General features: G+C 71.9%; 21 protein-coding genes. 9 read left to right on the top strand and 12 right to left on the bottom strand.

From position 1 onward, the window contains the following. Positions 1–547 precede the first annotated feature (547 nt). Positions 548–1576, top strand: coding sequence for a tryptophan--tRNA ligase (gene trpS / locus AB0H32_RS26185; protein WP_361124892.1), 1029 nt, complete (start codon positions 548–550; stop codon positions 1574–1576). Between the two features lie 61 nt (positions 1577–1637). On the opposite strand, the gene proC is transcribed toward trpS, so the two are convergent. The 6 genes from proC to AB0H32_RS26155 form a co-directional block, all read right to left on the bottom strand. Further along, entirely contained in the window at positions 1638–2450 is an 813-nt protein-coding gene (gene proC / locus AB0H32_RS26180) for a pyrroline-5-carboxylate reductase (RefSeq protein ID WP_361124888.1), read from the bottom strand. A gap of 62 nt (positions 2451–2512) precedes the next feature. Beyond that, complete coding sequence (locus AB0H32_RS26175; RefSeq protein ID WP_361124886.1) at positions 2513–3304, bottom strand: ABC transporter permease; 792 nt, start codon at positions 3302–3304, stop codon at positions 2513–2515. Beyond that, positions 3301–4098 carry an ABC transporter ATP-binding protein gene (locus AB0H32_RS26170; RefSeq protein WP_361124885.1) on the bottom strand — a complete coding sequence of 266 codons (798 nt, stop codon included), beginning with the start codon at positions 4096–4098 and terminating at the stop codon, positions 3301–3303. Before AB0H32_RS26170 ends, AB0H32_RS26175 begins: the two co-directional genes overlap by 4 nt. A gap of 122 nt (positions 4099–4220) precedes the next feature. Then, positions 4221–5018, bottom strand: a complete 798-nt coding sequence (locus AB0H32_RS26165; protein WP_361124883.1) for a class I SAM-dependent methyltransferase — start codon at positions 5016–5018, stop codon at positions 4221–4223. A gap of 247 nt (positions 5019–5265) precedes the next feature. After that, positions 5266–5790 (bottom strand): EamA/RhaT family transporter, encoded by a 525-nt coding sequence (locus AB0H32_RS26160; protein WP_361124881.1) that lies wholly within the window; start codon positions 5788–5790, stop codon positions 5266–5268. 43 nt (positions 5791–5833) lie between these two features. Then, positions 5834–6145, bottom strand: coding sequence for an SH3 domain-containing protein (locus AB0H32_RS26155; RefSeq protein WP_361124879.1), 312 nt, complete (start codon positions 6143–6145; stop codon positions 5834–5836). Between the two features lie 180 nt (positions 6146–6325). On the opposite strand from AB0H32_RS26155, the gene AB0H32_RS26150 reads away from it, so the two are divergent. Further along, positions 6326–8425 (top strand): serine/threonine-protein kinase, encoded by a 2100-nt coding sequence (locus tag AB0H32_RS26150; protein ID WP_361124877.1) that lies wholly within the window; start codon positions 6326–6328, stop codon positions 8423–8425. A 52-nt stretch (positions 8426–8477) separates the two neighbouring features. Here the strand turns inward: AB0H32_RS26150 and ilvD are convergent, their stop codons facing one another. From ilvD to AB0H32_RS26130, 4 genes are all read right to left on the bottom strand, one after another. Continuing rightward, positions 8478–10331, bottom strand: coding sequence for a dihydroxy-acid dehydratase (gene ilvD, locus AB0H32_RS26145; RefSeq protein ID WP_361124876.1), 1854 nt, complete (start codon positions 10329–10331; stop codon positions 8478–8480). Positions 10332–10456: 125 nt separating this feature from the next. Beyond that, positions 10457–11062 (bottom strand): TetR family transcriptional regulator, encoded by a 606-nt coding sequence (locus AB0H32_RS26140; RefSeq protein ID WP_361124874.1) that lies wholly within the window; start codon positions 11060–11062, stop codon positions 10457–10459. Continuing rightward, a complete protein-coding gene (locus AB0H32_RS26135; RefSeq protein WP_361124872.1) occupies positions 11059–11871 on the bottom strand; it encodes a sugar phosphate isomerase/epimerase in 813 nt (270 codons plus the stop codon). Before AB0H32_RS26135 ends, AB0H32_RS26140 begins: the two co-directional genes overlap by 4 nt. Positions 11872–12017: 146 nt before the next feature. After that, positions 12018–12950 carry a Ppx/GppA phosphatase family protein gene (locus AB0H32_RS26130; RefSeq protein WP_361124870.1) on the bottom strand — a complete coding sequence of 311 codons (933 nt, stop codon included), beginning with the start codon at positions 12948–12950 and terminating at the stop codon, positions 12018–12020. A gap of 71 nt (positions 12951–13021) precedes the next feature. On the opposite strand from AB0H32_RS26130, the gene AB0H32_RS26125 reads away from it, so the two are divergent. Further along, positions 13022–13873, top strand: coding sequence for a hypothetical protein (locus AB0H32_RS26125; protein ID WP_361124868.1), 852 nt, complete (start codon positions 13022–13024; stop codon positions 13871–13873). 19 nt (positions 13874–13892) lie between these two features. Here the strand turns inward: AB0H32_RS26125 and AB0H32_RS26120 are convergent, their stop codons facing one another. Then, positions 13893–15584, bottom strand: coding sequence for a hypothetical protein (locus AB0H32_RS26120; RefSeq protein WP_361124865.1), 1692 nt, complete (start codon positions 15582–15584; stop codon positions 13893–13895). Between the two features lie 197 nt (positions 15585–15781). Between AB0H32_RS26120 and radA the strand changes: the two genes are divergently transcribed. Beyond that, complete coding sequence (radA, locus tag AB0H32_RS26115) at positions 15782–17191, top strand: DNA repair protein RadA (RefSeq protein WP_361124863.1); 1410 nt, start codon at positions 15782–15784, stop codon at positions 17189–17191. Positions 17192–17272: 81 nt separating this feature from the next. Then, positions 17273–18397: a DNA integrity scanning diadenylate cyclase DisA gene (disA, locus tag AB0H32_RS26110; RefSeq protein ID WP_361124861.1), complete on the top strand. Its 1125-nt coding sequence runs from the start codon at positions 17273–17275 to the stop codon at positions 18395–18397. 280 nt (positions 18398–18677) lie between these two features. Here disA and AB0H32_RS26105 read toward each other — a convergent pair whose 3' ends face one another. Continuing rightward, positions 18678–19484 (bottom strand): hypothetical protein, encoded by an 807-nt coding sequence (locus AB0H32_RS26105; RefSeq protein ID WP_361124859.1) that lies wholly within the window; start codon positions 19482–19484, stop codon positions 18678–18680. Positions 19485–19666: 182 nt separating this feature from the next. Here AB0H32_RS26105 and AB0H32_RS26100 point away from each other — a divergent pair, with 182 nt between their 5' ends. The 4 genes from AB0H32_RS26100 (at position 19667) to cseB (ending at position 22736) form a co-directional block, all read left to right on the top strand. Further along, on the top strand, positions 19667–20542 hold the full coding sequence (locus tag AB0H32_RS26100; protein ID WP_361124857.1) for an A/G-specific adenine glycosylase: 876 nt from the start codon (positions 19667–19669) through the stop codon (positions 20540–20542). A gap of 272 nt (positions 20543–20814) precedes the next feature. Then, the gene (locus tag AB0H32_RS26095; RefSeq protein WP_067006350.1) at positions 20815–21354 is read left to right on the top strand and encodes a SigE family RNA polymerase sigma factor; all 540 of its coding nucleotides are present in this window, start codon (positions 20815–20817) and stop codon (positions 21352–21354) included. Between the two features lie 47 nt (positions 21355–21401). After that, positions 21402–21992 carry a hypothetical protein gene (locus tag AB0H32_RS26090; RefSeq protein WP_361124890.1) on the top strand — a complete coding sequence of 197 codons (591 nt, stop codon included), beginning with the start codon at positions 21402–21404 and terminating at the stop codon, positions 21990–21992. A 39-nt stretch (positions 21993–22031) separates the two neighbouring features. Continuing rightward, entirely contained in the window at positions 22032–22736 is a 705-nt protein-coding gene (cseB, locus tag AB0H32_RS26085; protein ID WP_361124855.1) for a two-component system response regulator CseB, read from the top strand. Positions 22737–22743 lie beyond the last annotated feature (7 nt).

Genomic DNA, 22743 nt, shown 5'->3' with positions numbered 1-22743 from the left:
TCCTCGGTGCTTTCCAGGTTCCCGCTCTCGCGTTTCCCTTTCCGGCGGTTCCGACTCTATCAGATCCTTTCGGCGTCTGACTCCCAGTCAGGGGGTTTGTCTTCGCGGCTGTTGGGCCGTTCCGACGAGTGAGACTTTAGCGGATTCCTGGCCCCCGAGCTAATCGGGGCCTGCACCCTTTCGGGCGCGGATTCCTCATTTCGTCATACGCACACCAAAGCAATCGACGCCGAAACGCCGAACTGAGGGTGGTACTGGCGGAATGGCTGTCCGGGGACCGACCGGAGTCGGCGCTCACGTCGGACAACCCGGAGAACACTACGTACCGGGGTGAGGTGTGTCAACTCTGCCCCGGGAGCCGCCCGGGGGCGTACTGTGGTCGGCATGACTACGCGTACGTGTACCCAGCTTTGGTGGGCCGCCTGACGGCGGCCGTACTCACGTATGCATCCAACGGCCGCCGCTTCGGCGGCCGTTCGTGTATCTCCTCCAGGACTCCGGGGGGCGGCCGCAGGAGCGGCGGTCCCGATCAGGAGGTGGAGTGGAGATGGAGCGGGTCTTCAGCGGGATCCAGCCGACCGGGCACCTGACACTGGGCAACTACCTGGGAGCCATGCGGCGCTGGGCTCAGACGGACCAGCACCGGGCTGACGCGCTGTTCTGCGTCGTGGATCTGCACGCGCTGACCGTGGACCACGATCCGGCGCGGGTGCGCAGGCTCAGTCGGCAGACGGCGACGTTGATGCTGGCGGCCGGGCTCGATCCCGAGGTGTGCACCGTGTTCCTGCAGAGCCATGTCGACGAGCACACGAGGCTGTCGTACCTGCTGGAGTGCGTGGCGACCGACGGGGAGATGCGCCGGATGATCCAGTACAAGGAGAAGGCCGCGCGGGTGAGGGAGCGCGGCGGCAGCGTGCGGCTGTCGCTGCTGACCTATCCGGTGCTGATGGCGGCGGACATCCTCGCGTACGGCACGGAGGAGGTGCCGGTCGGGGACGACCAGGTGCAGCATGTCGAGCTGGCGCGGGATCTGGCAGTGCGGTTCAACCAGCGCTACGGGTACACGTTCGTGGTGCCGACGGCGACGCGTCCGGAGATCGCGGCGCGGGTGATGAATCTGCAGAACCCGACGTCGAAGATGGGGAAGTCGGACGACTCGGGTCTGGGGGTCGTCTATCTGCTCGACGAGCCCGACGTCGTACGGAAGAAGGTCATGCGTGCCGTCACCGACAGCGGGCGGGACGTGGAGTACGACCGGGAGACGCGGCCGGGTCTGGCGAATCTGCTGGAGGTTCTCGCCGCGTGCACGGACGGGGACCCGAAGGTGCTGGCCGGTGCGTACGAGTCCTACGGCGCCTTGAAGAAGGACACGGCGGAGGCGGTGGTGGAGGTGCTCAGGCCCGTACAGGCCAGGCACCGGGAGCTGTGCGCCGATCCCGCCCAGGTGGAGGTGGTGCTGCGGGAGGGGGCGGAGAAGGCCCGGGCGATTGCCCGGCCGATCGTCGATGCCGCCTACCGGGCGATCGGGCTGCTGCCGCCGGTGGCGGAGCCCGTGCCGAGTGCCTCCGGCTCCTGAGCGGCGCTCGTCGGCCGCGGGGCGGCGGGGTGACCCCGCCGCCCTCGGCGGCGCGAGGACTTCAGTCCTTCTTGCCGGAGGCGAGTTCGCGGCTGCGGTCGCGGGCGGCCTCCAGCGCGGCGATGAGGGCCGCGCGGACTCCGTGGTTCTCCAGTTCGCGGATCGCGTTGATCGTCGTACCGGCGGGGGAGGTGACGTTCTCGCGGAGCTTGACGGGGTGTTCGCCGCTGTCGCGGAGCATCACGGCGGCGCCGATGGCGGACTGGACGATGAGGTCGTGGGCCTTGTCGCGGGGCAGGCCGAGCAGGATGCCGGCGTCGGTCATGGCCTCGACCAGGTAGAAGAAGTACGCCGGGCCGGAGCCGGACAGGGCGGTGCAGGCGTCCTGCTGGTTCTCGGGGACGCGGAGGGTCTTGCCGACGCCTCCGAAGATCTCCTCGGTGTGGGCGAGGTGCGCCTCGGTGGCATGGCTGCCGGCGGAGATGACGGACATGGCCTCGTCGACGAGGGCGGGCGTGTTGGTCATGACGCGCACGACGGGGGTGCCCGCGGCCAGGCGCTCCTCGAAGAAGGAGGTGGGGATGCCGGCGGCTCCGCTGATGACCAGGCGCTCGGCGGGGAGGTGCGGGGCGAGTTCGTCCAGGAGGGTGCCCATGTCCTGCGGCTTGACCGTGAGGATCAGAGTGTCGGCGGTCTTGGCGGCCTCGGCGTTGCTGACGGGGCTGACTCCGTAGCGGGTGCGGAGTTCTTCGGCCCGCTCGGGCCGACGGGCCGTGACCAGGAGGTCGGCGGGGGACCAGCCGGCCCGGATCATTCCGCTGAGCAGGGCTTCGCCGATCTTGCCGGTGCCGAGGACTGCGACTTTCTGGCTCATGCGGTTCAGTTTCGCACCGGGGTGAGGTGGGCGGGTCGGTTGTCCGGTGGGCGGAACGGGCCCTATGCCGTACGCCGTCGCAGCGTCGCTGCCCCCAGCCCGAGGACCAGTACCGCGCAGCCCGCCACGATGAGGACGTCGCGGACGAAGGTCGCCGTCATGTCGGTGTGGCGGAGGACCTCGTTCATGCCGTCGACGGCGTACGACATCGGCAGGACGTCGGAGATGCCGGTGAGGACGGGGTGCATGTCGGAGCGGGGAGTGAACAGGCCGCACAGAAGGAGCTGGGGGAAGATCACCGCGGGCATGAACTGGACCGCCTGGAATTCCGAGGCCGCGAAGGCCGAGACGAAGAGGCCGAGTGCCGTGCCGAGCAGGGCGTCGAGGAGAGCGACGAGCAGGAGCAGCCAGGGCGAGCCGGTGACGTCGAGGCCGAGGACCCAGACCGCGAGGCCGGTGGCGAGGGCGGACTGGACGATGGCGAGGGCGCCGAAGGCGAGGGCGTAGCCGGCGATGAGGTCGCCCTTGCCCAGCGGCATGGCGAGCAGACGTTCGAGGGTGCCGGAGGTGCGTTCCCGCAGGGTGGCGATGGAGGTGACCAGGAACATCGTGATCAGCGGGAAGATGCCGAGCAGTGAGGCGCCGATGTTGTCGAAGGTGTGCGGGCTGCCGTCGAAGACGTAGCGCAGCAGGACCAGCATCAGGCAGGGGACGAGGATCATCAGCGCGATGGTCCGCGGATCGTGGCGGAGCTGGCGCAGGACGCGGGCCGCGGTGGCGGTGGTGCGGGCGGCGTTCAGCGGGCCGGTGGGTGCTGCGGACTTGGTGGGGGCGGCGGGCGTGGTGGTGCTCATCGGGTCGTCTCCTTGGTTCGGTCCGCCGCGGACGCTTCGTCCACGAGGTGCAGGAAGGCGGCCTCGACGGTGTCGCTGCCGGTGCGGGTGCGCAGGGCGTCCGGGGTGTCGTCGGCGAGGATCCGGCCGTCGCGCATCAGCAGGAGGCGGTGGCAGCGCTCGGCTTCGTCCATGACGTGGGAGGAGACGAGGAGGGTGGCGCCGCGCTCGGTGGTGAGGTCGTGGAAGAGGTTCCACAGGTCGCGGCGCAGGACGGGGTCGAGGCCGACGGTCGGCTCGTCGAGGACGAGGAGTTCGGGGGCGCCGAGCAGGGCGACGGCGAGGGAGACGCGGCTGCGCTGGCCGCCGGAGAGGTTGCCGGCGAGGGCGTCGGCGTGGCTGGTGAGGTCGACGTCGGCGAGGACGCGTGCGACGTCGTGGCGGCGCTGGGCGGTGGTGCGGGCGGGGTCCAGGATCGCGGCGAAGTAGTCGAGATTCTGGCGGACGGTCAGGTCGTCGTAGACGGAAGGGGCCTGGGTGACGTATCCGATGCGGCTGCGCAGGGCGGGGTGGCCGGCCGGGAGGCCGAGGACGTCGAGGGTGCCGGTGACCTTGGCCTGGGTGCCGACGACGGCGCGCATGAGGGTGGATTTGCCGCATCCCGAAGGGCCGAGCAGGCCGGTGATCTGGCCGCGCGGAACGGTGAAGCCGAGGTGGTGCAGGACGGTGCGGGAGCCGCGGACGACGGTGAGGTCCTCGGCATGGACGGCATCCGGTGCTGTGGGGTGGAGGGGGTCCGGCACATAATTCATCATGCGGTGAATAATCTGTCCCGGAGAGCCGGGCAGTCAAGGGGCGGAAGCCGGTGCTCCGTACACGAAAGCGGCGGCCTCGGGGGGAACCGGGCCGCCGCTGCTTCCTGTTGGCAGGTGTGGGGTCAGGGTTTGGTCGCCACCAGCACGAGCACGTCGTACGTCTCCTCGACGATGCCGCCCGGGAAGACCTTCAGCAGGTGGCCGCGCTCCTCCGCCAGGAAGGCGGTCCTGCGGTCCTCCGGGGTGACGAGGAAGACCGAGTGGCTGCCGAGGTTGGCGAGGTGGGTGTCGACGGGGACGCGGCGGCTCCAGCGGACCTTGCGGCGGCCGAAGCGGAGCCGGCCACTGGGATCGGCCAGGTCCGTACGGTCCGCGGCCTTGCGCTTCTCGGCGGCCATGTTCACGCCGAAGAAGCGGCCCATACGGTCGGCCTCCTCGGCGATCCACTCGACGTCGAGCGCGTCGGTGTTCCACCACAGCGCCAGCGCGCCGCCCGGCCGCAGGACGCGCAGCGCCTCCGGCACCGAGCGGGCGGTGTCGGTCCAGTGCCAGGCCTGGGCGTAGGTGAGGAAGTCGGCGTGGGCGTCGGCCAGGGGGAGGGCGTTGCCGTTGCCCTGCACGATCGGGACGTGCGGCAGACCGCGGCGGAACTCGGCGGCCATGCCCGCACCGGGTTCGACGGCGAGGACGTCGGCGCCGCGCTCGTGCAGCAGGGCGGTCGCGATACCGGTACCGGCGCCGACGTCCACGACCCGGGCGCCGGACAGCGACCGGCCTGCCAGTTCCTCGACGGTGTCGAAGAGGGCGGGCGGGTAGGAGGGGCGGTTCGCGGCGTACTGCGCGGCTGCGGCGTTGAAGGAGTGGGCGCGCAGCGCGCGGGACGGCGCGGGCGGCTCGGGGGAGGCTGGGGTCGCGATCATGCCGTCATGGTGCGCGGGGCGTGGCGAGGAGGACAGCGGGTATCCGGCCGGACGACGGTTTTCGGACAGCGGCTCTCACGCCGGGCCTGTCGCCGGACAACGGCCTTTACGCCGGTCCCGTCACCGGGCATCGGCCTCCACGCCGGCCACCCCGCCACCGGACTGCGGCCCTTTCGCGGGCCCTGTCACCGGACAGCAGCCCTCACACCGGTCCCGTCACCGGGCAGCGGCTCCTGGGCCGGTCCCGTCACTGGCGTCGTTTCTTCTTCGCGGGGTTGCCGGTGCGGCGCAGGGCGCGGCGGTCGTACTCCTCGCGGGCCTTCTCGTACTCCTCGCGGTGCAGTTTCTCGCCAGGGGCCTCGGTGAGGGAGCGGAAGAAGTAGGCGAACAGGGAGCCGACGAAGCCGATGGCCAGCAGACCGCGCAGGGAGGCCTGCCGGGCCGGGTCGTGGCGCTTGCCGAAGCCCTCCCAGGTGTTGCGGAAGGCGAGCGCGCTGCAGATCGCGAACATGGCGACGATCAGCACGGTCACGAAGGCGCCGGTGTCGGCGATCCGGATGCCCTGGTAGGCGAAGCGCAGGATCAGGCAGGAGGCGACGCCGGCGGCGAGGGAGCCTGCGGCCGCGCCGACGCGGCGGGCCGTGTACCCGTTGTCGTGGTTCACCCAGGAGGTGCCGAAGAGGCGAAGCGGTTCCGGGCGGGGGCCTCCGCTCCGGGCCGCACCGTCTCCGGAGCCCGCCGGGGTGTCCGGGGTGCCGTTTTCGTCGCTCACGGGACGATTATGGCGCCGGGCGGGGGCGGGCTCCCGGGCGGGGTCAGGCGCAGCGCGAGGCGACGTAGCCGTCGGTGCCCGTGTGCACGTAGGCGTCCGACACGAACTCGCCGTTGTTGATGTTGTCCCAGATCTTCGTCGTGCCGTACGGGCCCGTCACGGTCGTGCCCGGCGTCTGGCAGAAGATCGGTACGCGGGTCCCCTCGGTGAGGACCCGGATGATGCCGTAGTTGGTGCCGGGGCCGCTGCGGACGTTCAGGCGTACCCCCGGGGCGGTCGCGTACGTGCGTACGCCCGACTCGGCCGCAAGAGACTCGCTCTCGCCGCCCGCGGCTTCTGCGTGTTCGACAGACATGGCAGACCTCCCCCGTTGAGCCCCACCACGGTGGTGGGGTCCTTCGCTTCCCTCGTAGCGAGTTCTGAAACGCGTGTGCACAACTCGCACGCGGAGGCTAGCAAGCCGCCTCGGTCTCGTACGAGTCATCGACTAGGCTCCGTGCGTCGCGCGCGCGGACGAACAGCACGGGGGTGGTCCATGACGCCACAGCGCAACACCGGAGCGGGCGCGGAAGCGGAACTTCCCGAGTACGCCGGCCAGTACCACCTGGACTCATGTCTGGGTTCCGGCGGCATGGGCGTGGTGCATCTGGCCCGCAGCACCTCCGGGCTGAGGCTCGCGGTGAAGGTCGTACACGCCGAGTTCGCGCGGGACCCCGAGTTCAGAGGCCGTTTCCGGCAGGAGGTGGCTGCGGCCCGGAGGGTGAGCGGCGCCTTCACCGCGCCGGTCGTGGACGCCGATCCGGAGGCCGAACGGCCCTGGATGGCCACGCTGTTCATTCCCGGTCCGACGCTCTCGGAGCATGTGAAGCGGAACGGACCGATGCCGACGGCGCAGTTGCGCCGGCTCATGGCCGGGCTCGCCGAGGCGCTGCGCGACATCCATCGGGTGGGGGTCGTGCACCGGGATCTCAAGCCGAGCAACGTGCTGCTCGCCGAGGACGGGCCCAAGGTGATCGACTTCGGTATCTCCCGGCCGAAGGACAGTGAACTGCGCACCGAGACCGGGAAGCTGATCGGCACGCCGCCTTTCATGGCGCCCGAGCAGTTCCGGCGCCCGCGGGAGGTGGGACCGGCGGCGGACATCTTCGCCCTCGGGTCGGTGATGGTGCACGCGGCGACCGGGCGGGGGCCGTTCGACTCCGACAGCCCGTACGTCGTCGCGTACCAGGTCGTGCACGACGAGCCGGATCTGGCCGGGGTGCCGGCGAGCCTCGCGCCGCTGGTGCTGCGGTGTCTCGCCAAGGAGCCCGAGGACCGGCCCACTCCGGACGAGCTGATGCGGGAGCTGCGGTCGGTGGCGGCCTCGTACGACACCCAGGCGTTCATACCGGCGCAGCGCAGCCGGGAGGACACGCCGGCGCAGGAACCCTCCGCAGCCGAGCCGGTGCCCAAGCCGCGCAGGCGGTTCGACCGGCGCGCCGCCCTCACCGCCGGGGCGCTCGCCCTCGCCCTGGGCGCTGTGCTCACCGGACTGCTGTGGCCGGGCGACGACAGTGCTCCCGTGGCGAAGAAGAGCAGTTCCCCCGCCACCTCTGCCGGGTTTGCCGCGTGGCGCGCGAAGCCGGCCGGGAAGGGCTCCGGGATGCCCCAGTGCGTCCACGCCGCCGCGAAGTTGCTCTGCTTCCGGTCCGGCCTGGCTTTCGCCCTCGATCCCGTGAACGGCTCGCTCCTGTGGCGGCGCCCGGTGGCCGAGGAACGGTCGAGCTACGCTCCCGCCCTCTCGGGCGGCCTCCTGTTGTTGCCGACGAACGGCAGCCGGCGGGTGGTGGCGCTGGATCCCGCCTCGGGTGCGCCGCGTTGGCAGCGGGACCTGCCCGCGCACACGGGGATACGGTTCGCCGATTCCATGCTCCTCGTGACCGGCACGGACGGGTCGGTCACGGGGGTGGCCGGGGCGTCGGGGGACACGAAGTGGCACCGGCGGGTGTCCGGGCGCGGCACCCCCTTTCTGGCCTCCTACGACGGCGACCCGCTGGCGTATGCGGCCACCACCTCCGCGGACGGCGGGTACACGCAGGTCAGCGCCCTGGACCCGGGCACCGGTGCCGCACGCTGGCAAGCGCGGCTGAAGGGCTCGCTGCAGCCCATCGGCAGCCAGGGCGGTTCCCTGTTCCTGCTGGCCGTCGACCCTGCCTCGGGGGACGCGAACGGTGTCGTCCGCTACACACCGGCCTCCAAGGCCCAACGCCGTGTGGCTCTGGCCGTCCCGCTCACGGCACCCCAGGCCGACGTGCGCGGCGATGTCGTCCACCTGCTCGCGGCCGGTGGCTCTCTGGACGCCGTCGACCTGGGCACGGGCAGACGACTGTGGCACGTCGAGACGTCCGTGAGCCGTGGTTCGGCGCCGGTCGCCTCCGCCCGTCACGTCTACTTCACCGCCCCCGACGGGCGTCTGCTCGCCTTCGACGCGCGCGACGGAAGCCTGGTGGGGCAGACACCGCCGCGGCTCGGCACGCACGCGAGCGAGGTCGCCTCCGTCCTGCCGGCGCCGCTGCTCACCGACGACCGGGTCTACGCCGCCTCGCCCGACGGAACCGTCTTCGCCCTGAACGGACGCAACCCGTCCGCCTGGTGACACACGAAGGGGCCGCCCCGTCGAGGGGCGGCCCCTGCCGTGCGCCGGTGGGTCAGCCCAGCCTGGTCACGTCGCGCACGGCGCCCTTGTCCGCGCTGGTCGCCATGGCCGCGTAGGCGCGCAGGGCGGCCGAGACCTTGCGTTCGCGGTTCCCGGGGGCGTAGACGCCGTTGAGGGACTCCTCGCGGCGGGCGAGTTCCGCCTCGTCGACCAGCAGCTCGATCGTGCGGTTCGGGATGTCGATGCGGATCCGGTCGCCGTCCCGGACCAGGGCGATCGTGCCGCCGGAGGCCGCCTCGGGGGAGGCGTGGCCGATGGAGAGGCCGGACGTGCCGCCGGAGAAGCGGCCGTCGGTGATCAGGGCGCAGGTCTTGCCGAGGCCGCGGCCCTTCAGGTACGAGGTCGGGTAGAGCATCTCCTGCATGCCGGGGCCGCCCTTGGGGCCCTCGTAGCGGATGACGACGACGTCCCCGTCCTTGACCTCCTGGGTGAGGATCCGCTGGACGGCCTCCTCCTGGGACTCGCAGACCACGGCCGGGCCCTCGAAGGTCCAGATGGACTCGTCGACACCGGCGGTCTTGACCACGCAGCCGTCCACGGCCAGGTTGCCCCTGAGGACCGCGAGGCCGCCGTCCTTGGAGTAGGCGTTCTCGACGGAGCGGATGCAGCCGCTCTCGGCGTCGTCGTCCAGGGACTCCCAGCGCTCGGACTGGGAGAAGGCCTCGGCGGAGCGGACGCAGCCGGGGGCCGCGTGCCACAGCTCGACGGCCTCGGGGGACGGGGAGCCGCCGCGGACGTCCCAGGTCTTCAGCCAGTCGGCCAGGGACGGGCTGTGCACCGCGTGCACGTCCTCGTTCAGCAGGCCCGCGCGGTGCAGCTCGCCGAGGAGGGCGGGGATGCCGCCGGCGCGGTGCACGTCCTCCATGTAGTACGTGCGGTTCTTCGCGACGTTGGGCGCGACCTTGGCCAGGCAGGGAACGCGGCGCGAGACGGCGTCGATCTGCTCCAGGCCGAAGGGGACGCCCGCCTCCTGGGCGGCGGCCAGCAGGTGCAGGATCGTGTTCGTCGAGCCGCCCATCGCGATGTCCAGGGCCATGGCGTTCTCGAAGGCCTGGAAGGTGGCGACGTTGAGCGGCAGGACCGTGTCGTCGTCCTGCTCGTAGTAGCGGCGGGTGATGTCCATGACCGTGCGGGCCGCGCCGACGTAGAGCTGCTTGCGCGCGGTGTGGGTGGCGAGGACCGAGCCGTTGCCGGGCAGGGAGAGGCCGATGGCCTCGGTCAGGCAGTTCATCGAGTTGGCGGTGAACATGCCGGAACAGCTGCCGCAGGTCGGGCAGGCGTTCTCCTCGATGCGGAGGATGTCCTCGTCGGAGATCTTGTCGTTGACGGCGTCGGAGATCGCGTCGACCAGGTCGAGGGTGCGCACCGTACCGTCGACCAGCGTGGCCCGGCCGGACTCCATCGGGCCGCCGGAGACGAAGACGGTCGGGATGTTCAGGCGCAGGGCGGCCAGCAGCATGCCCGGGGTGATCTTGTCGCAGTTGGAGATGCAGACGAGGGCGTCGGCGCAGTGGGCCTCGACCATGTACTCCACGCTGTCCGCGATCAGGTCGCGGGAGGGGAGGCTGTAGAGCATGCCGCCGTGGCCCATGGCGATGCCGTCGTCGACCGCGATCGTGTTGAACTCGCGCGGGATGCCGCCCGCCTCCTTGATCGCCTCGCTGACGATCCGGCCGACGGGCTGGAGGTGGGTGTGGCCCGGCACGAACTCGGTGAAGGAGTTGGCGACCGCGATGATCGGCTTCCGGCCGATGTCCGCACCCGGTACACCGGAGGCGCGCATCAGGGCGCGGGCGCCCGCCATGTTGCGGCCGTGGGTGACTGTGCGGGACCTCAGCTCGGGCATCGTCGCTCGCTCCTTCGAAGACCTACCGCCAGAGAGTTCTGGCTGTCTACGAGCGTACGCCGCCGCTCCAAGGGCTGGACAAGGCTGTCCGGAATGCGGGACGCGTGTTCCAGGGACCGGAGGCTTCAGGGCTGCGTCAGATGCCGCTGCACCACCGGTGCCACCCGGGTGATGATCTGCTCCAGGTCCGCCGAGGCCAGCGGCTCCAGCTTGATCACGTAACGCATCATCGCCGTGCCCACGATCTGCGCGGCGGCCAGCTCGGCCCGCAGCTCGGCGTCGGGCAGGTCCACCTGCGCGGCGACCCGGCGCAGCAGCTGGGAGGCGACGAGGCGGCGGAAGACCGCGGCGGCGGTCTCGTTGTTCACCGCGGACCGGAGGATCGCCAGGAGGGGCGCACGGGTCGTGGGGTTGTCCCAGACGCCGAAGACGAAGCGGGTCAGCCGCTCCCCCACCCCCTCCAGCGGGCCGTCGGCCACCGCGTTCGGCGCGTCGAGCGCCGGCGCGAAGGCGACCGCGATGGCGGCCTCGAAGATCTGTTCCTTGGTACCGAAGTAGTGGTGGACCAGCGCCGAGTCCACGCCGGCGGCCTTGGCGATCCCGCGTACGGACGTCTTCTCGTACCCGCGCTCGGAGAACTCCTCGCGGGCCGCGGTCAGGATGCGGTCGCGGGTGTCTGCGGATTCGGCGCGCGGGGGCCGCCCCCGCCGCCGTGCCGTGGTCCCGCTCATCGCCTCGGCACCTCCACCGCGGAGGCCAGGTGCCGGCGGGTGAACGCCAGGGCCTCGGCGAGGTCGGCCTCGCGCTCGGCGCTGGACATCGCCCGCCGGGTGTTGACCTCGATGACGACATGGCCGTCGAAACCACTGACGGCGAGACGTTCCAGCAGCTCGGCGCAGGGCTGGGTGCCGCGTCCCGGGACCAGGTGCTCGTCCTTGGCCGAGCCGCGCCCGTCGGCGAGGTGGACGTGGCCGAGGCGGTCGCCCATGCGGTCGATCATGTGCAGGGCGTCGGTGCGGGCCGTCGACGTGTGACTGAGGTCGATCGTGAAGTGCCGGTAGTCGTCCTTGGTGACGTCCCAGTCGGGGGCGTAGGCCAGCATCTCGCGGTCGCGGTAGCGCCACGGGTACATGTTCTCGACGGCGAAGCGCACATCCGTCTCGTTCGCCATCCGCCAGATCCCGGCGACGAAGTCGCGGGCGTACTGCCGCTGCCAGCGGAAGGGCGGGTGGACGACGACGGTGGAGGCGCCCAGCTTCTCGGCGGCCGCCCGGGCCCGCTGGAGCTTGACCCAGGGGTCGGTGGACCAGACCCGCTGGGTGATCAGCAGGCAGGGGGCGTGGACGGCCAGGATCGGGATGCCGTGGTAGTCGGACAGGCGGCGCAGGGCCTCGATGTCCTGGCTGACCGGGTCCGTCCACACCATGACCTCGACGCCGTCGTAGCCGAGACGCGCGGCGATCTCGAAGGCCGTCGCCGTGGACTCCGGGTACACGGAGGCGGTCGACAGCGCGATGCGCGCGTGCGTTGGTTCAGCCACGTCCGTCACCTTACGGGGTGCAGTGGTGAGGGGGTGGGGTGCCTATTCGCCGTTGTGACGTTCGCCATTCGGGCGGGCGCGGGTGGTCCGTGACCGATCGCGCGCGCCGCAGCCGCACACCGACACGGCCCCGCGCCCCTGGGCGACTAGGCGCTTCCCATGTGATCGAGGCGCCGGAGGATCACACCTTCCCTGAGGGCCCACGGGCAGACCTCCAGGCTGTCGACTGCGAACAGGTCCATCGCACCCTCGGCCACCAGTGCGCCGGCCAGTATCTGGGCGGCTCGGCCGTCGGAGACGCCGGGGAGCTCCGCACGCTGGTCCGCCGTCATGCCGGACAGGCGCGGCACCCAGGCCTCCAGGGACTCCCGCTTGAGTTCGCGCTGGACGTAGAGGCCCTCGGCGCTGCGGGCGGCACCGGCGATGCGGGCCAGCTGCTTGAACGTCTTGGAGGTGGCGACCACGTGGTCGGGGGCGCCGAAGCGGCTGAATTCGCCGACGGTCCGGGCGATCTGTGCGCGCACGTGGCGGCGCAGGGCGCGGACGGCCTCGGGGGCCGGCGGGTCGCCGGGCAGCCAGCCGGCGGTGAGGCGGCCCGCGCCGAGCGGCAGCGAGACGGCTGCGTCCGGCTCCTCGTCGATGCCGTAGGCGATCTCCAGGGAGCCGCCGCCGATGTCCAGGACCAGCAGTTTTCCGGCGGACCAGCCGTACCAGCGGCGGACGGCGAGAAAGGTGAGACGCGCCTCCTCCGGGCCGGTGAGGACCTGGAGGCGTACGCCGGTCTCCTCCTCCACGCGCGCGAGGACCTCGTCGGCGTTGGTGGCCTCGCGCACGGCGGAGGTGGCGAACGGCAGCAGGTCCTCGACGCCCTTGTCCTCGGCGGCCTGGAGCGCGTCCCGTACGACGGCGATCAGCTTGTCGACGCCCTCGTCACCGATGGCACCGCTGTCGTCGAGCAGTTGGGCGAGCCGAAGTTCGGCCTTGTGCGAATGCGCGGGCAGCGGGCGCGCGCCGGGGTGGGCGTCCACCACCAGCAGATGCACCGTGTTCGAACCCACGTCCAGGACACCGAGTCTCATATACGGAACGCTACTGCCAGATCGTCCGTGCTCGGTCCCCGCAGCGGCCCATCGCCACTTACCCTGGACGGGTGCCAAAGACGAAAAAGGCGAAGGACGACAAGGGAGCCAAGTCTTCCAAGTCCGGCAAGACGCCCAGGAAGGCCCCGACGGCGAGCGACGAGAAGGGGCTCGACTTCGCGCGCGCTTGGGTGGAGTTCCCTGATCCGGCGGACGAGGAGCAGGTCTTCCGCTGCGATCTGACATGGCTGACCTCTCGATGGAACTGCATCTTCGGCAGCGGCTGCCAGGGCATCCAGGCGGGCCGCGCGGACGACGGGTGCTGCACGCTGGGCGCCCACTTCTCCGACGAGGACGACGAGAAGCGCGTCGCCGAGCACGTGGCGCGGCTCACCCCGGAGATCTGGCAGCACCATGACGAGGGCACACGGGGCGGCTGGATCTCCGAGGACGAGGACGGGTCCCGGCAGACCCGGCCCTTCCAGGGCTCGTGCATCTTCCAGAACCGCCCCGGGTTCGCCGGCGGCGCGGGCTGCTCGCTGCACATCCTGGCCCTGAAGGAGGGCCGGGAGCCGCTGGAGACCAAGCCGGACGTGTGCTGGCAGCTGCCGATCCGGCGGACGTACGACTGGATCGACCGGCCGGACGACACGCGCGTGCTGCAGGTGTCGATCGGCGAGTACGACCGCCGGGGCTGGGGTCCGGGCGGCCACGACCTGCACTGGTGGTGCACGTCGGCGACCTCGGCGCACGGCGCGGGCGATCCGGTGTACGTCTCCTACCGGGCCGAGCTGACCGAGCTGATGGGCAAGGCCGGCTACGGCCGTCTGGTCGAGCTGTGCGAGCAGCGGCTGGCCTCGCAGCTGCCGCTGGTGGCGCCGCACCCGGCGGACCCCGAGCCGCACCCGGACCCGGCGGGCTGAGGTCCCCTTCGGGAGCCCGCTAGCTGCCCGACGGGCTCGGGGTGCCGTCGTCACCGGGGGGCGGGGACGGGCTCGGTGGCGGGTCGGACGGGGTCGGGTCCGTGGGCGTGGGGCTGGGGCTCGGGTCGGTCGGGGACGGGCTCTGGCCGGTCGGCGGATCCGTGGGGGGCGAGGCAGGGGGCGTGGTCGGTACGTGGCTGGGGGCCGGGGGCGGGGTCGCGGGGCCGCTGGGGGCGGTGCCGTAGCCCTCGATGGTGACCACGGCGCCGGCCGGTGAGACCGCCACGTGCGCGCGCCAGTGGCCGGAGGGCTCGCGCAGATGGTCGACGTACACCTTGATCGTCAGCGTCTGGCCGGGGGCGAGGGTGCCCGACGACCGGCTGAGGTAGAGCCAGGCCGCCGGGGTGGACGCGGACCAGCGGACCGGTGCGGAACCGGAGGCGGCGAGGGTGATCAGCGTGGTGTCGCCGTCGTTGGCGGCGCTCACCGCGAGGTGTCCGGTGCCCCTCTGGTCCCCTCCGGAGACGCTGACGACCTCCACGGAGACGTCCGACGTGCCGTGCCGGCCCGGGCCGCCGCGGGGCTTCACGCTGGCGTTGCCCGCGTTCTCGTAGCCGCCCGCGGTGTCGGTGCCGAGCGCGTCGGGGCCCTGCGCCTCGCGCGCGGTGGGTGCCCTGCCGTCCTCGCCGACGGCGGGCGTACCCCGGTAGGCGGCCCACAGGGCGAGCACGGGGGCGGCGACGACGGTGGCGACGACCGTCGTGGTGACGGCACGCGCGCGCAGGCGGTCGCGGCGGGCCGCACGGTCCTTGGGATCCATCGGGAATCCGCGCCGGTCGAAGCGCGGGACGGCGGCACCCCGCGCGCGGGGGGTGTGCGCGAGGACGACGTGCAGGGCCGCGCGGGGGGCCTCCAGGACGGGCAGCTCGGCCGGGGTGACCGTGGCGCCGGGCCAGCGGCCGGACACCGCGCGCTCGGCGGTACGGCGGCAGCGCGGGCAGTCGTCGACGTGCCGGACCAGCTCGCGGCGCAGGGCCGTGCTGAGGACCAGCCGGCTGTCTCCGGTGAGGTGGGCCACGCTCGGGCAGCCGCCGGTCTCGACCACGGCGAGCGCGGCGCGGGTGCGCTCGACCTCGCAGGCGGCGGAGGCCAGCAGGTCCCGGGCGGTGGCGGGCTCCGTGCCGAGGACGGCTGCGACCTCGTGGGCGGCGAGGTGGTGTCGTACGGCGAGTTCCAGGGCCTCGCGCTGTTCGGGGGTGGTACCGGCCGCTTCCGGCCAGGCGAGCAGCGCGAGTTCGCGGTGCCGCTGCTCCTGGATCTCGGGTGCGACGGGTGGATCGGGCGCCTGTTTTCCGGGCGCCGAACGGCCCGCCGCATGGGTGGCCTGACGTTTCTGCTTGGCGTCGGCGAGCCCTCGCAGACACGCCCAGCGGGCCAGCGCGTACAGCCAGGCCCTGCGGTCGGCGGCCGCCTCCGGGATGCGCTGCCCGCGCCGCTCCGCCAGCACGAGGACGTCCCCGAGGGCGGCGGTGGCCGCGTCGTGGTCGCACAGCACCGACAGGCAGTAGGTGAACAGACCGTCCAGGTAAGGCTCGTAGCGCGCGGGCGGCCGCTGGGCGAGGGTGCGTGCGGCGGCTCGGTCGCGCACTTCGCGGTGCGCCCGGTGAGCGCCAGTGGTGCGGGTCGTGGTCTCCGGACTGCTGCTCATCACCCGTGCGACCGTAGGCGCCGGTGGAGTGCCCCTTCGTGCACCTTGAGCACTTTTAATCCGTACGGGTGAAACGATCCCTCATAAGGGGACAGGAGCCCTTCGGCCCAAGGCTCGAACCGGACGGGTCGTGGCCGGTGGCGGACCACCCGCGTGCGCCCCGGGCGGGCCCTGTCAGTGCCGGGGGCTACGGTTTCCGCATGGCTGCCCGTACCAAGACCACCAAGGACCGCCCGTCCTACCGCTGCACCGAGTGCGGCTGGCAGACGGCCAAGTGGCTCGGCCGCTGCCCCGAGTGCCAGGCCTGGGGCACGATCGACGAGTACGGCACGCCCGCGGTCCGTACGACGGCACCGGGCCGCGTCACGACGTCCGCCGTGCCCATCGGCCAGGTCGACGGCCGGCAGGCCACCGCCCGCACGACCGGCGTGCCCGAGCTGGACCGGGTGCTCGGCGGCGGTCTCGTCCCCGGCGCGGTCGTCCTGCTCGCGGGCGAGCCGGGCGTCGGCAAGTCCACCCTGCTGCTGGACGTGGCCGCCAAGTCGGCGAGCACGGAGCACCGCACCCTCTATGTGACCGGCGAGGAGTCCGCGAGCCAGGTGCGGCTGCGCGCCGACCGCATCGGTGCTCTCGACGACCACCTGTATCTGGCCGCCGAGACCGATCTGGCGGCGATCCTCGGCCACTTGGACGAGGTGAAGCCCTCCCTGCTGATCCTCGACTCGGTGCAGACCGTGGCCTCCCCCGAGATCGACGGCGCGCCCGGCGGCATGGCCCAGGTCCGCGAGGTCGCCGGCGCCCTGATCCGCGCCTCCAAGGAGCGCGGGATGTCCACGCTGCTGGTGGGCCACGTCACCAAGGACGGCGCGATCGCCGGCCCCCGGCTGCTGGAGCACCTGGTCGACGTCGTCCTGCACTTCGAGGGCGACCGGCACGCGCGCCTGCGCCTGGTCCGCGGCGTCAAGAACCGCTACGGCGCCACGGACGAGGTCGGCTGCTTCGAACTGCACGACGAGGGCATCACGGGCCTTGCGGACCCGAGCGGACTTTTCCTGACCCGCCGTGACGAACCGGTCCCGGGCACCTGCCTGACGGTGACCCTGGAGGGCCGCCGCCCGCTGGTGGCCGAGGTGCAGGCACTGACCGTGGACTCCCAGATCCCCTCCCCGCGCCGGACCACCTCGGGCCTGGAGACCTCCCGGGTGTCGATGATGCTCGCGGTGCTGGAGCAGCGCGGCCGGATCAGCGCGCTCGGCAAGCGGGACATCTACTCCGCGACCGTCGGCGGGGTGAAGCTCTCCGAGCCGGCCGCCGATCTCGCCGTCGCGCTCGCGCTCGCCTCGGCCGCGAGCGACGTCCCGCTGCCGAAGAACCTGGTCGCGATCGGCGAGGTGGGCCTGGCGGGCGAGGTCAGACGGGTCACGGGCGTGCAGCGCAGGCTCTCCGAGGCGCACCGGCTGGGCTTCACGCACGCGCTCGTGCCGGGCGATCCGGGCAAGATCCCGTCCGGCATGAAGGTCCTGGAAGTCGCGGACATAGGGGATGCGCTGAGGGTGCTGCCACGCTCCCGTCACCGAGAGGCCCCACGGGAGCCGGAGGACCGCCGGTAGACTTTGCCCAGGTCTCGCCCGTCCGTACGAACCGAGTGCGCACGACGGCAGCGCCCCAGAACCTGCGACCGGAGGAGTGCAGTGGCAGCCAACGACCGGGCAGCAGCTCCCGGAAAGTCCGGTGGGAGTGCCGGTTCCGATGGCCTGATGCGCGCCTCGCTGAGCGCCGTGGCTCCGGGTACGGCCTTGCGCGACGGCCTCGAGCGGGTCCTGCGCGGCAACACCGGCGGGCTCATCGTGCTCGGCTCCGACAAGACCGTCGAGGCGATGTGCACGGGCGGTTTCGTCCTGGATGTCGAGTTCACCGCCACGCGGCTGCGGGAGCTGTGCAAGCTGGACGGCGGCATCGTGGTGTCGTCGGACCTGTCGAAGATCCTGCGGGCCGGTGTGCAGCTGGTGCCGGACCCGACGATCCCGACGGAGGAGACGGGTACCCGTCACCGCACGGCCGACCGGGTCTCCAAGCAGGTCGGCTTCCCGGTGGTGTCGGTCTCCCAGTCCATGCGGCTGATCGCCCTGTACGTCGACGGGCAGCGGCGCGTCCTGGAGGACTCGGCGGCGATCCTGTCCCGCGCGAACCAGGCGCTGGCGACCCTGGAGCGGTACAAGCTCCGCCTGGACGAGGTCGCGGGCACGCTCTCGGCGCTGGAGATCGAGGATCTGGTGACGGTCCGGGACGTGTCGGCGGTCGCGCAGCGCCTGGAGATGGTTCGGCGCATTGCCACCGAAATCGCCGAATACGTGGTCGAACTGGGCACCGACGGCCGCCTGCTGGCACTCCAGCTGGAGGAGCTGATCGCGGGCGTGGAGCCGGACCGTGAGCTGGTCGTGCGGGACTACGTCCCCGAGCCCACGGCGAAGCGCTCGCGCACGGTCGAGGAGGCGTTGTCCGAGCTGGACGCCCTCAGCCACGCGGAGCTGCTGGAGCTGGGCACGGTGGCGCGGGCGCTGGGCTACACGGGCTCCCCCGAGACGCTCGACTCGGCGGTGTCCCCGCGGGGCTTCCGCCTGCTGGCCAAGGTGCCCCGGCTTCCCGGCGCGATCATCGACCGCCTGGTGGAACACTTCGGCGGTCTGCAGAAGCTGCTGGCCGCGAGCGTGGACGACCTGCAGACGGTGGACGGGGTCGGCGAGGCCCGGGCAAGGAGCGTCCGCGAGGGCCTGTCGCGGCTGGCGGAGTCGTCGATCCTCGAGCGGTACGTCTGAGCCGTACGCCTGAGCGGCACGTCCGAGCGGTACGCCTGAGCGGCACGCCTGATTCGGGGGCCGCCGTCGGATCGGGGGCCGACGTCGGATCAGGGCTGCCCGTCGATTCGGGGGCTGCCCGCCTCGTCGTCGGGTGCGGGCCGGTGGCGGCTGGTCGCGCAGTTCCCCGCGCCCCTTCAGGGCGCTCAGCCGCGGCGCGTCGTCGGGTGCGGGCCGGCGGGGGCCGGCCGCACAGCTCCCCGCGCCCCTTTGGGGCGCGGGCGGCCTCCGTCCGCGGCTGCTAGTCAGCGGACAGCACGAACGACGTCTGGGCCTTGGGGAAGCCCGGGGCCTTGGCCTCCAGGAGGTATGTTCCGGGCTTGGCCGACCCCGCGGGAGGCGTCGCGCACTCGGCAGCGCTCGGCTTGCGGTCCCACTGCACGGCGTACGTGATGACCTGCCCCGCAGGCACCCGGAACACCAGGCTCGCGGCACCCTTCGGGCAGTCCGCCGAGGACCAGTAGGCGTCGTTGCCCTCCGCCGGCGTGACGGTCAACACCGCCTTCTTCGGCCCGAGATCGACCTTGCAGTCACCGGACGACGTGTTCTTCGCGATGAGTTCGAAGGACGGCGTCTGGTCCGGCGAGTACGAGTTGTGCCGGCTGTGCAGGGTCAACGTGAGCGCCCCGGCGGTGCAGTTGGGCAGCGAGGAGGACGCCGGCAGTGCGTCGCCCGCAGCGACCTCGCCGCCGCCGGACCCCGCGCCCGAGGAGCCGTCGGATCCCGAGGAACCGGTGTCGCCCTTGCCGTCCGAGCCGGAGCCGTCACCGGACCCGGAACCGGTCCCGTCGGAGTCCCCGCCGCTCGACTCGTCGCGCCCGCCGGGGTGTTGGCTGATCGCGGGCCCCGAGGAGGAGGGTCCCGGCGTGATCGTGGAGACGGGATTCTTGTCGCTGGAGCCGCCGGCGTTCTTCTTGCCTCCCCCGCCGGACGTGACGATCCAGACGGTCAGCAGCGCCAGCACGGCGACCACCGACACGATGACGACCCTCCGTCGCCAGTAGATGGAGGAGGGAAGCGGCCCGACCGGATTGCGCAGAGATCCCACGGCGCAAACTGTACGAGAGATCGGCACGCTTGCTTGCGTCACCCGCCGCCCGTGCATCAACTTTTCCGGATCATCATCCCGGCAACTGCCGTCAGGGAGACAGCTTTTCCCCGAGCGCCACGCTCCGTGTCCGCGCGGTCACCAGCCATGCCCGCCCCAGCCGTGGCAGGATCGGAAAGGCCATGACTGAGAAGATCCACGCTCCCGTGATCGCCTGGTTCGACACCCACGCCCGCGACCTCCCCTGGCGCCGCCCGGAGGCGGGCCCCTGGGGTGTGATGGTCAGCGAGTTCATGCTCCAGCAGACCCCGGTGAGCCGGGTACTGCCCGTCTACGAGGAGTGGCTGGCCCGCTGGCCGCGCCCCGCCGATCTCGCCGGAGAGGCTCCGGGCGAGGCAGTGCGCGCCTGGGGCCGCCTCGGCTATCCGCGGCGCGCGCTGCGCCTGCACGGCGCCTCCGTCGCCATAACGGAGCGGCACGGCGGGGACGTGCCGACGGACCACGCACAGCTGCTGGCGCTGCCCGGCATCGGCGAGTACACGGCGGCCGCGGTGGCGTCCTTCGCCTACGGGCAGCGGCACGCGGTGCTGGACACGAACGTCCGCCGGGTCTTCGCGCGGGCGGTGACGGGGGTGCAGTACCCGCCGAACGCCACCACGGCGGCCGAGCGGCGCCTGGCCCGCGAGCTGCTGCCCGGGGACGAGCGGACCGCCGCCCGCTGGGCCGCAGCGTCCATGGAGCTGGGCGCGCTGGTGTGCACCGCCAAGAACGAGGGCTGTCACCGCTGCCCGATCGCCGCGCAGTGCGCCTGGCGGCTCGCGGGCAAGCCGGAGCACGAGGGCCCGCCGCGCCGCGGGCAGACGTACGCGGGCACGGACCGCCAGGTGCGCGGCAAGCTGCTCGCCGTGCTGCGGGAGGCGCACGCGCCGGTTCCGCAGGCGGTGTTGGACCGGGTGTGGCACGAGCCGGTGCAGCGCGCCCGCGCGCTCGACGGGCTGGTGACGGACGGCCTGGTGGAGCCGTTGCCGGGGAACCTGTACCGGCTGCCTCTCACCTGACACACAGCCACATCACAGCGGACGGCCCTTTGTTACGGCCCACCCAGCCCGACAAAGCACCTCATAAGCGGACATAAGGAGAACTCCCCTTACCCCGGTCCGGCTTCCGTTACACAACCGACGGACAGCCGATTGCTAGCCGAAGGCTGCTCCGCACAGCCCCGTGACAACCACTCCGTAGCTTCTTTCTCGTGCCCGACAGACCACGGGCCGGTGAGAGAGCAGGACTTCGGGCGCAAGCCGGAGTACACGGGGAACGGAGGCGGTTGATCATGGCGCAGGGCGAGGTGCTCGAATTCGAGGAGTACGTCCGCACCCGGCAGGACGCGCTGCTGCGCAGCGCCCGCCGGCTGGTCCCCGACCCGGTCGACGCCCAGGACCTGCTGCAGACCGCACTGGTGCGGACGTACGGCCGCTGGGAGGGCATCGCGGACAAGCGGCTCGCGGACGCCTACCTGCGCCGGGTGATGATCAACACCCGTACCGAGTGGTGGCGGGCGCGCAAGCTGGAGGAGGTCCCGACCGAGCAGCTGCCGGACGCGTCCGTGGACGACTCCACCGAGCAGCACGCCGACCGGGCGCTCCTCATGGACATCATGAAGGTTCTGGCTCCGAAGCAGCGCAGCGTCGTGGTGCTGCGACACTGGGAGCAGATGTCCACGGAGGAGACGGCCGCCGCCCTCGGCATGTCGGCCGGTACGGTCAAGAGCACGCTGCACCGGGCGCTCGCCCGGCTCCGCGAGGAGCTGGAGGCCCGCGATCTGGACGCACGCGCGCTGGAGCGTGAGGAGCGGGAGCGTTGCGCGGCCTGACCGGGGCCGGGCCCAGTGAGGCCCGAGTTAATTCTTTGGCGGTGATCATGGCTGTGGCCTCGATCGCCGCCCTCGCCCTTTTCACCGCCTCGTGCAGCAGCGGCGGCGAGGGAGCCCGGGACGAGGGCCCGGCGCACGCGTCCGCGATGGCGGGCGCCGTCGCCTCGCCGTCACCCAGCCCCTCCGTTTCCTACCGGCGTGTGGACGCCGTGGCCCTGCTCATGAAGGACCCCGCGGTCTCGGCGTCCGTCAAGCGTGACCTGAAGCCGTGCGACAGCGATGATGATCCGGTCGAGGTCACCTACGGCGATCTGACCGGCGGCTCCGTGGACGACATCCTGATCAACGTGTCGGCCTGCAGTGACTGGGTGGGCATCGGCACGTACGTGTACCGGGACGTCGGGGGCACGTACAAGAATGTGTTCAAGGCGGAGGAGTCGCCGGTCGTCGCGGAGATCGACGGCACCGGCCTGACCGTGACCAAGCAGGTGTACGACACGGACGATCAGATGTCGAACCCGTCCAGGGAGACCGTGATCACCTACAGGTGGAAGGCAGGCCGGTTCACCGAGCGGTCCAGGCACGACACTCAATACAGCAGAACCGGCGGCGACGCACCGTCCGCGTCGGTCGGCTGACCCCCACGCACGCACATCACAAGGACTGAGAGCACCGGGATGGCAGACCAGACCCACGTCCTGTTCGTCGAGGACGACGACGTCATCCGCGAAGCCACGCAGCTCGCCCTGGAGCGGGACGGCTTCGCGGTCACCGCCATGCCCGACGGGATTTCCGGCCTGGACGCGTTCCGCGCGAACCGGCCGGACATCGCGCTGCTGGACGTCATGGTCCCGGGCCTGGACGGGGTCAGCCTGTGCCGTCGTATCCGGGACGAGTCGACCGTGCCGGTGATCATGCTCTCGGCGCGAGCCGACTCCATCGACGTCGTCCTCGGCCTGGAGGCGGGCGCCGACGACTATGTGACCAAGCCGTTCGACGGTGCCGTCCTGGTCGCCCGGATCCGCGCGGTGCTGCGCCGCTTCGGGCACGCCGGCGGGGCCGCGCAGACCGGTGAGGCCCCCGCCGAGGTGGACGGCGGCACGCTGACCTTCGGTGACCTGGACATCGACACCGAGGGCATGGAGGTGCGCCGGGCCGGGCAGCCGGTGGCGCTCACCCCGACCGAGATGCGGCTGCTGCTGGAGTTCTCCGGCGCGCCGGGCACCGTGCTCTCCCGCGACAAGCTGCTTGAACGGGTCTGGGACTACGGCTGGGGCGGGGACACCCGGGTCGTCGACGTCCATGTGCAGCGGCTGCGCCAGAAGATCGGCCAGGACCGGATCGAGACGGTCCGCGGCTTCGGCTACAAGTTGAAGGCCTGAGCGGGGC

It is taken from the genome of Streptomyces sp. NPDC020362 (assembly GCF_040642095.1).
Taxonomy (GTDB): Bacteria; Actinomycetota; Actinomycetes; order Streptomycetales; family Streptomycetaceae; genus Streptomyces.
This window is presented reverse-complemented; position numbering and strand designations above follow the sequence as displayed.

Excerpts from the sequence above, each read along its gene's own strand:
- AB0H32_RS26150 (WP_361124877.1), top strand. The coding sequence starts at position 6,326 with ATGACGCCACAGCGCAACACCGGAGCGGGCGCGGAAGCGGAACTTCCC.
- proC (WP_361124888.1), bottom strand. The coding sequence starts at position 2,450 with ATGAGCCAGAAAGTCGCAGTCCTCGGCACCGGCAAGATCGGCGAAGCC.
- radA (WP_361124863.1), top strand. The coding sequence starts at position 15,782 with ATGGCTGCCCGTACCAAGACCACCAAGGACCGCCCGTCCTACCGCTGC.
- AB0H32_RS26155 (WP_361124879.1), bottom strand. The coding sequence starts at position 6,145 with ATGTCTGTCGAACACGCAGAAGCCGCGGGCGGCGAGAGCGAGTCTCTT.
- trpS (WP_361124892.1), top strand. The coding sequence starts at position 548 with ATGGAGCGGGTCTTCAGCGGGATCCAGCCGACCGGGCACCTGACACTG.
- AB0H32_RS26170 (WP_361124885.1), bottom strand. The coding sequence starts at position 4,098 with ATGATGAATTATGTGCCGGACCCCCTCCACCCCACAGCACCGGATGCC.
- cseB (WP_361124855.1), top strand. The coding sequence starts at position 22,032 with ATGGCAGACCAGACCCACGTCCTGTTCGTCGAGGACGACGACGTCATC.
- AB0H32_RS26175 (WP_361124886.1), bottom strand. The coding sequence starts at position 3,304 with ATGAGCACCACCACGCCCGCCGCCCCCACCAAGTCCGCAGCACCCACC.
- AB0H32_RS26140 (WP_361124874.1), bottom strand. The coding sequence starts at position 11,062 with ATGAGCGGGACCACGGCACGGCGGCGGGGGCGGCCCCCGCGCGCCGAA.
- ilvD (WP_361124876.1), bottom strand. The coding sequence starts at position 10,331 with ATGCCCGAGCTGAGGTCCCGCACAGTCACCCACGGCCGCAACATGGCG.
- AB0H32_RS26090 (WP_361124890.1), top strand. The coding sequence starts at position 21,402 with ATGGCTGTGGCCTCGATCGCCGCCCTCGCCCTTTTCACCGCCTCGTGC.
- AB0H32_RS26165 (WP_361124883.1), bottom strand. The coding sequence starts at position 5,018 with ATGATCGCGACCCCAGCCTCCCCCGAGCCGCCCGCGCCGTCCCGCGCG.
- AB0H32_RS26100 (WP_361124857.1), top strand. The coding sequence starts at position 19,667 with ATGACTGAGAAGATCCACGCTCCCGTGATCGCCTGGTTCGACACCCAC.
- AB0H32_RS26130 (WP_361124870.1), bottom strand. The coding sequence starts at position 12,950 with ATGAGACTCGGTGTCCTGGACGTGGGTTCGAACACGGTGCATCTGCTG.
- AB0H32_RS26095 (WP_067006350.1), top strand. The coding sequence starts at position 20,815 with ATGGCGCAGGGCGAGGTGCTCGAATTCGAGGAGTACGTCCGCACCCGG.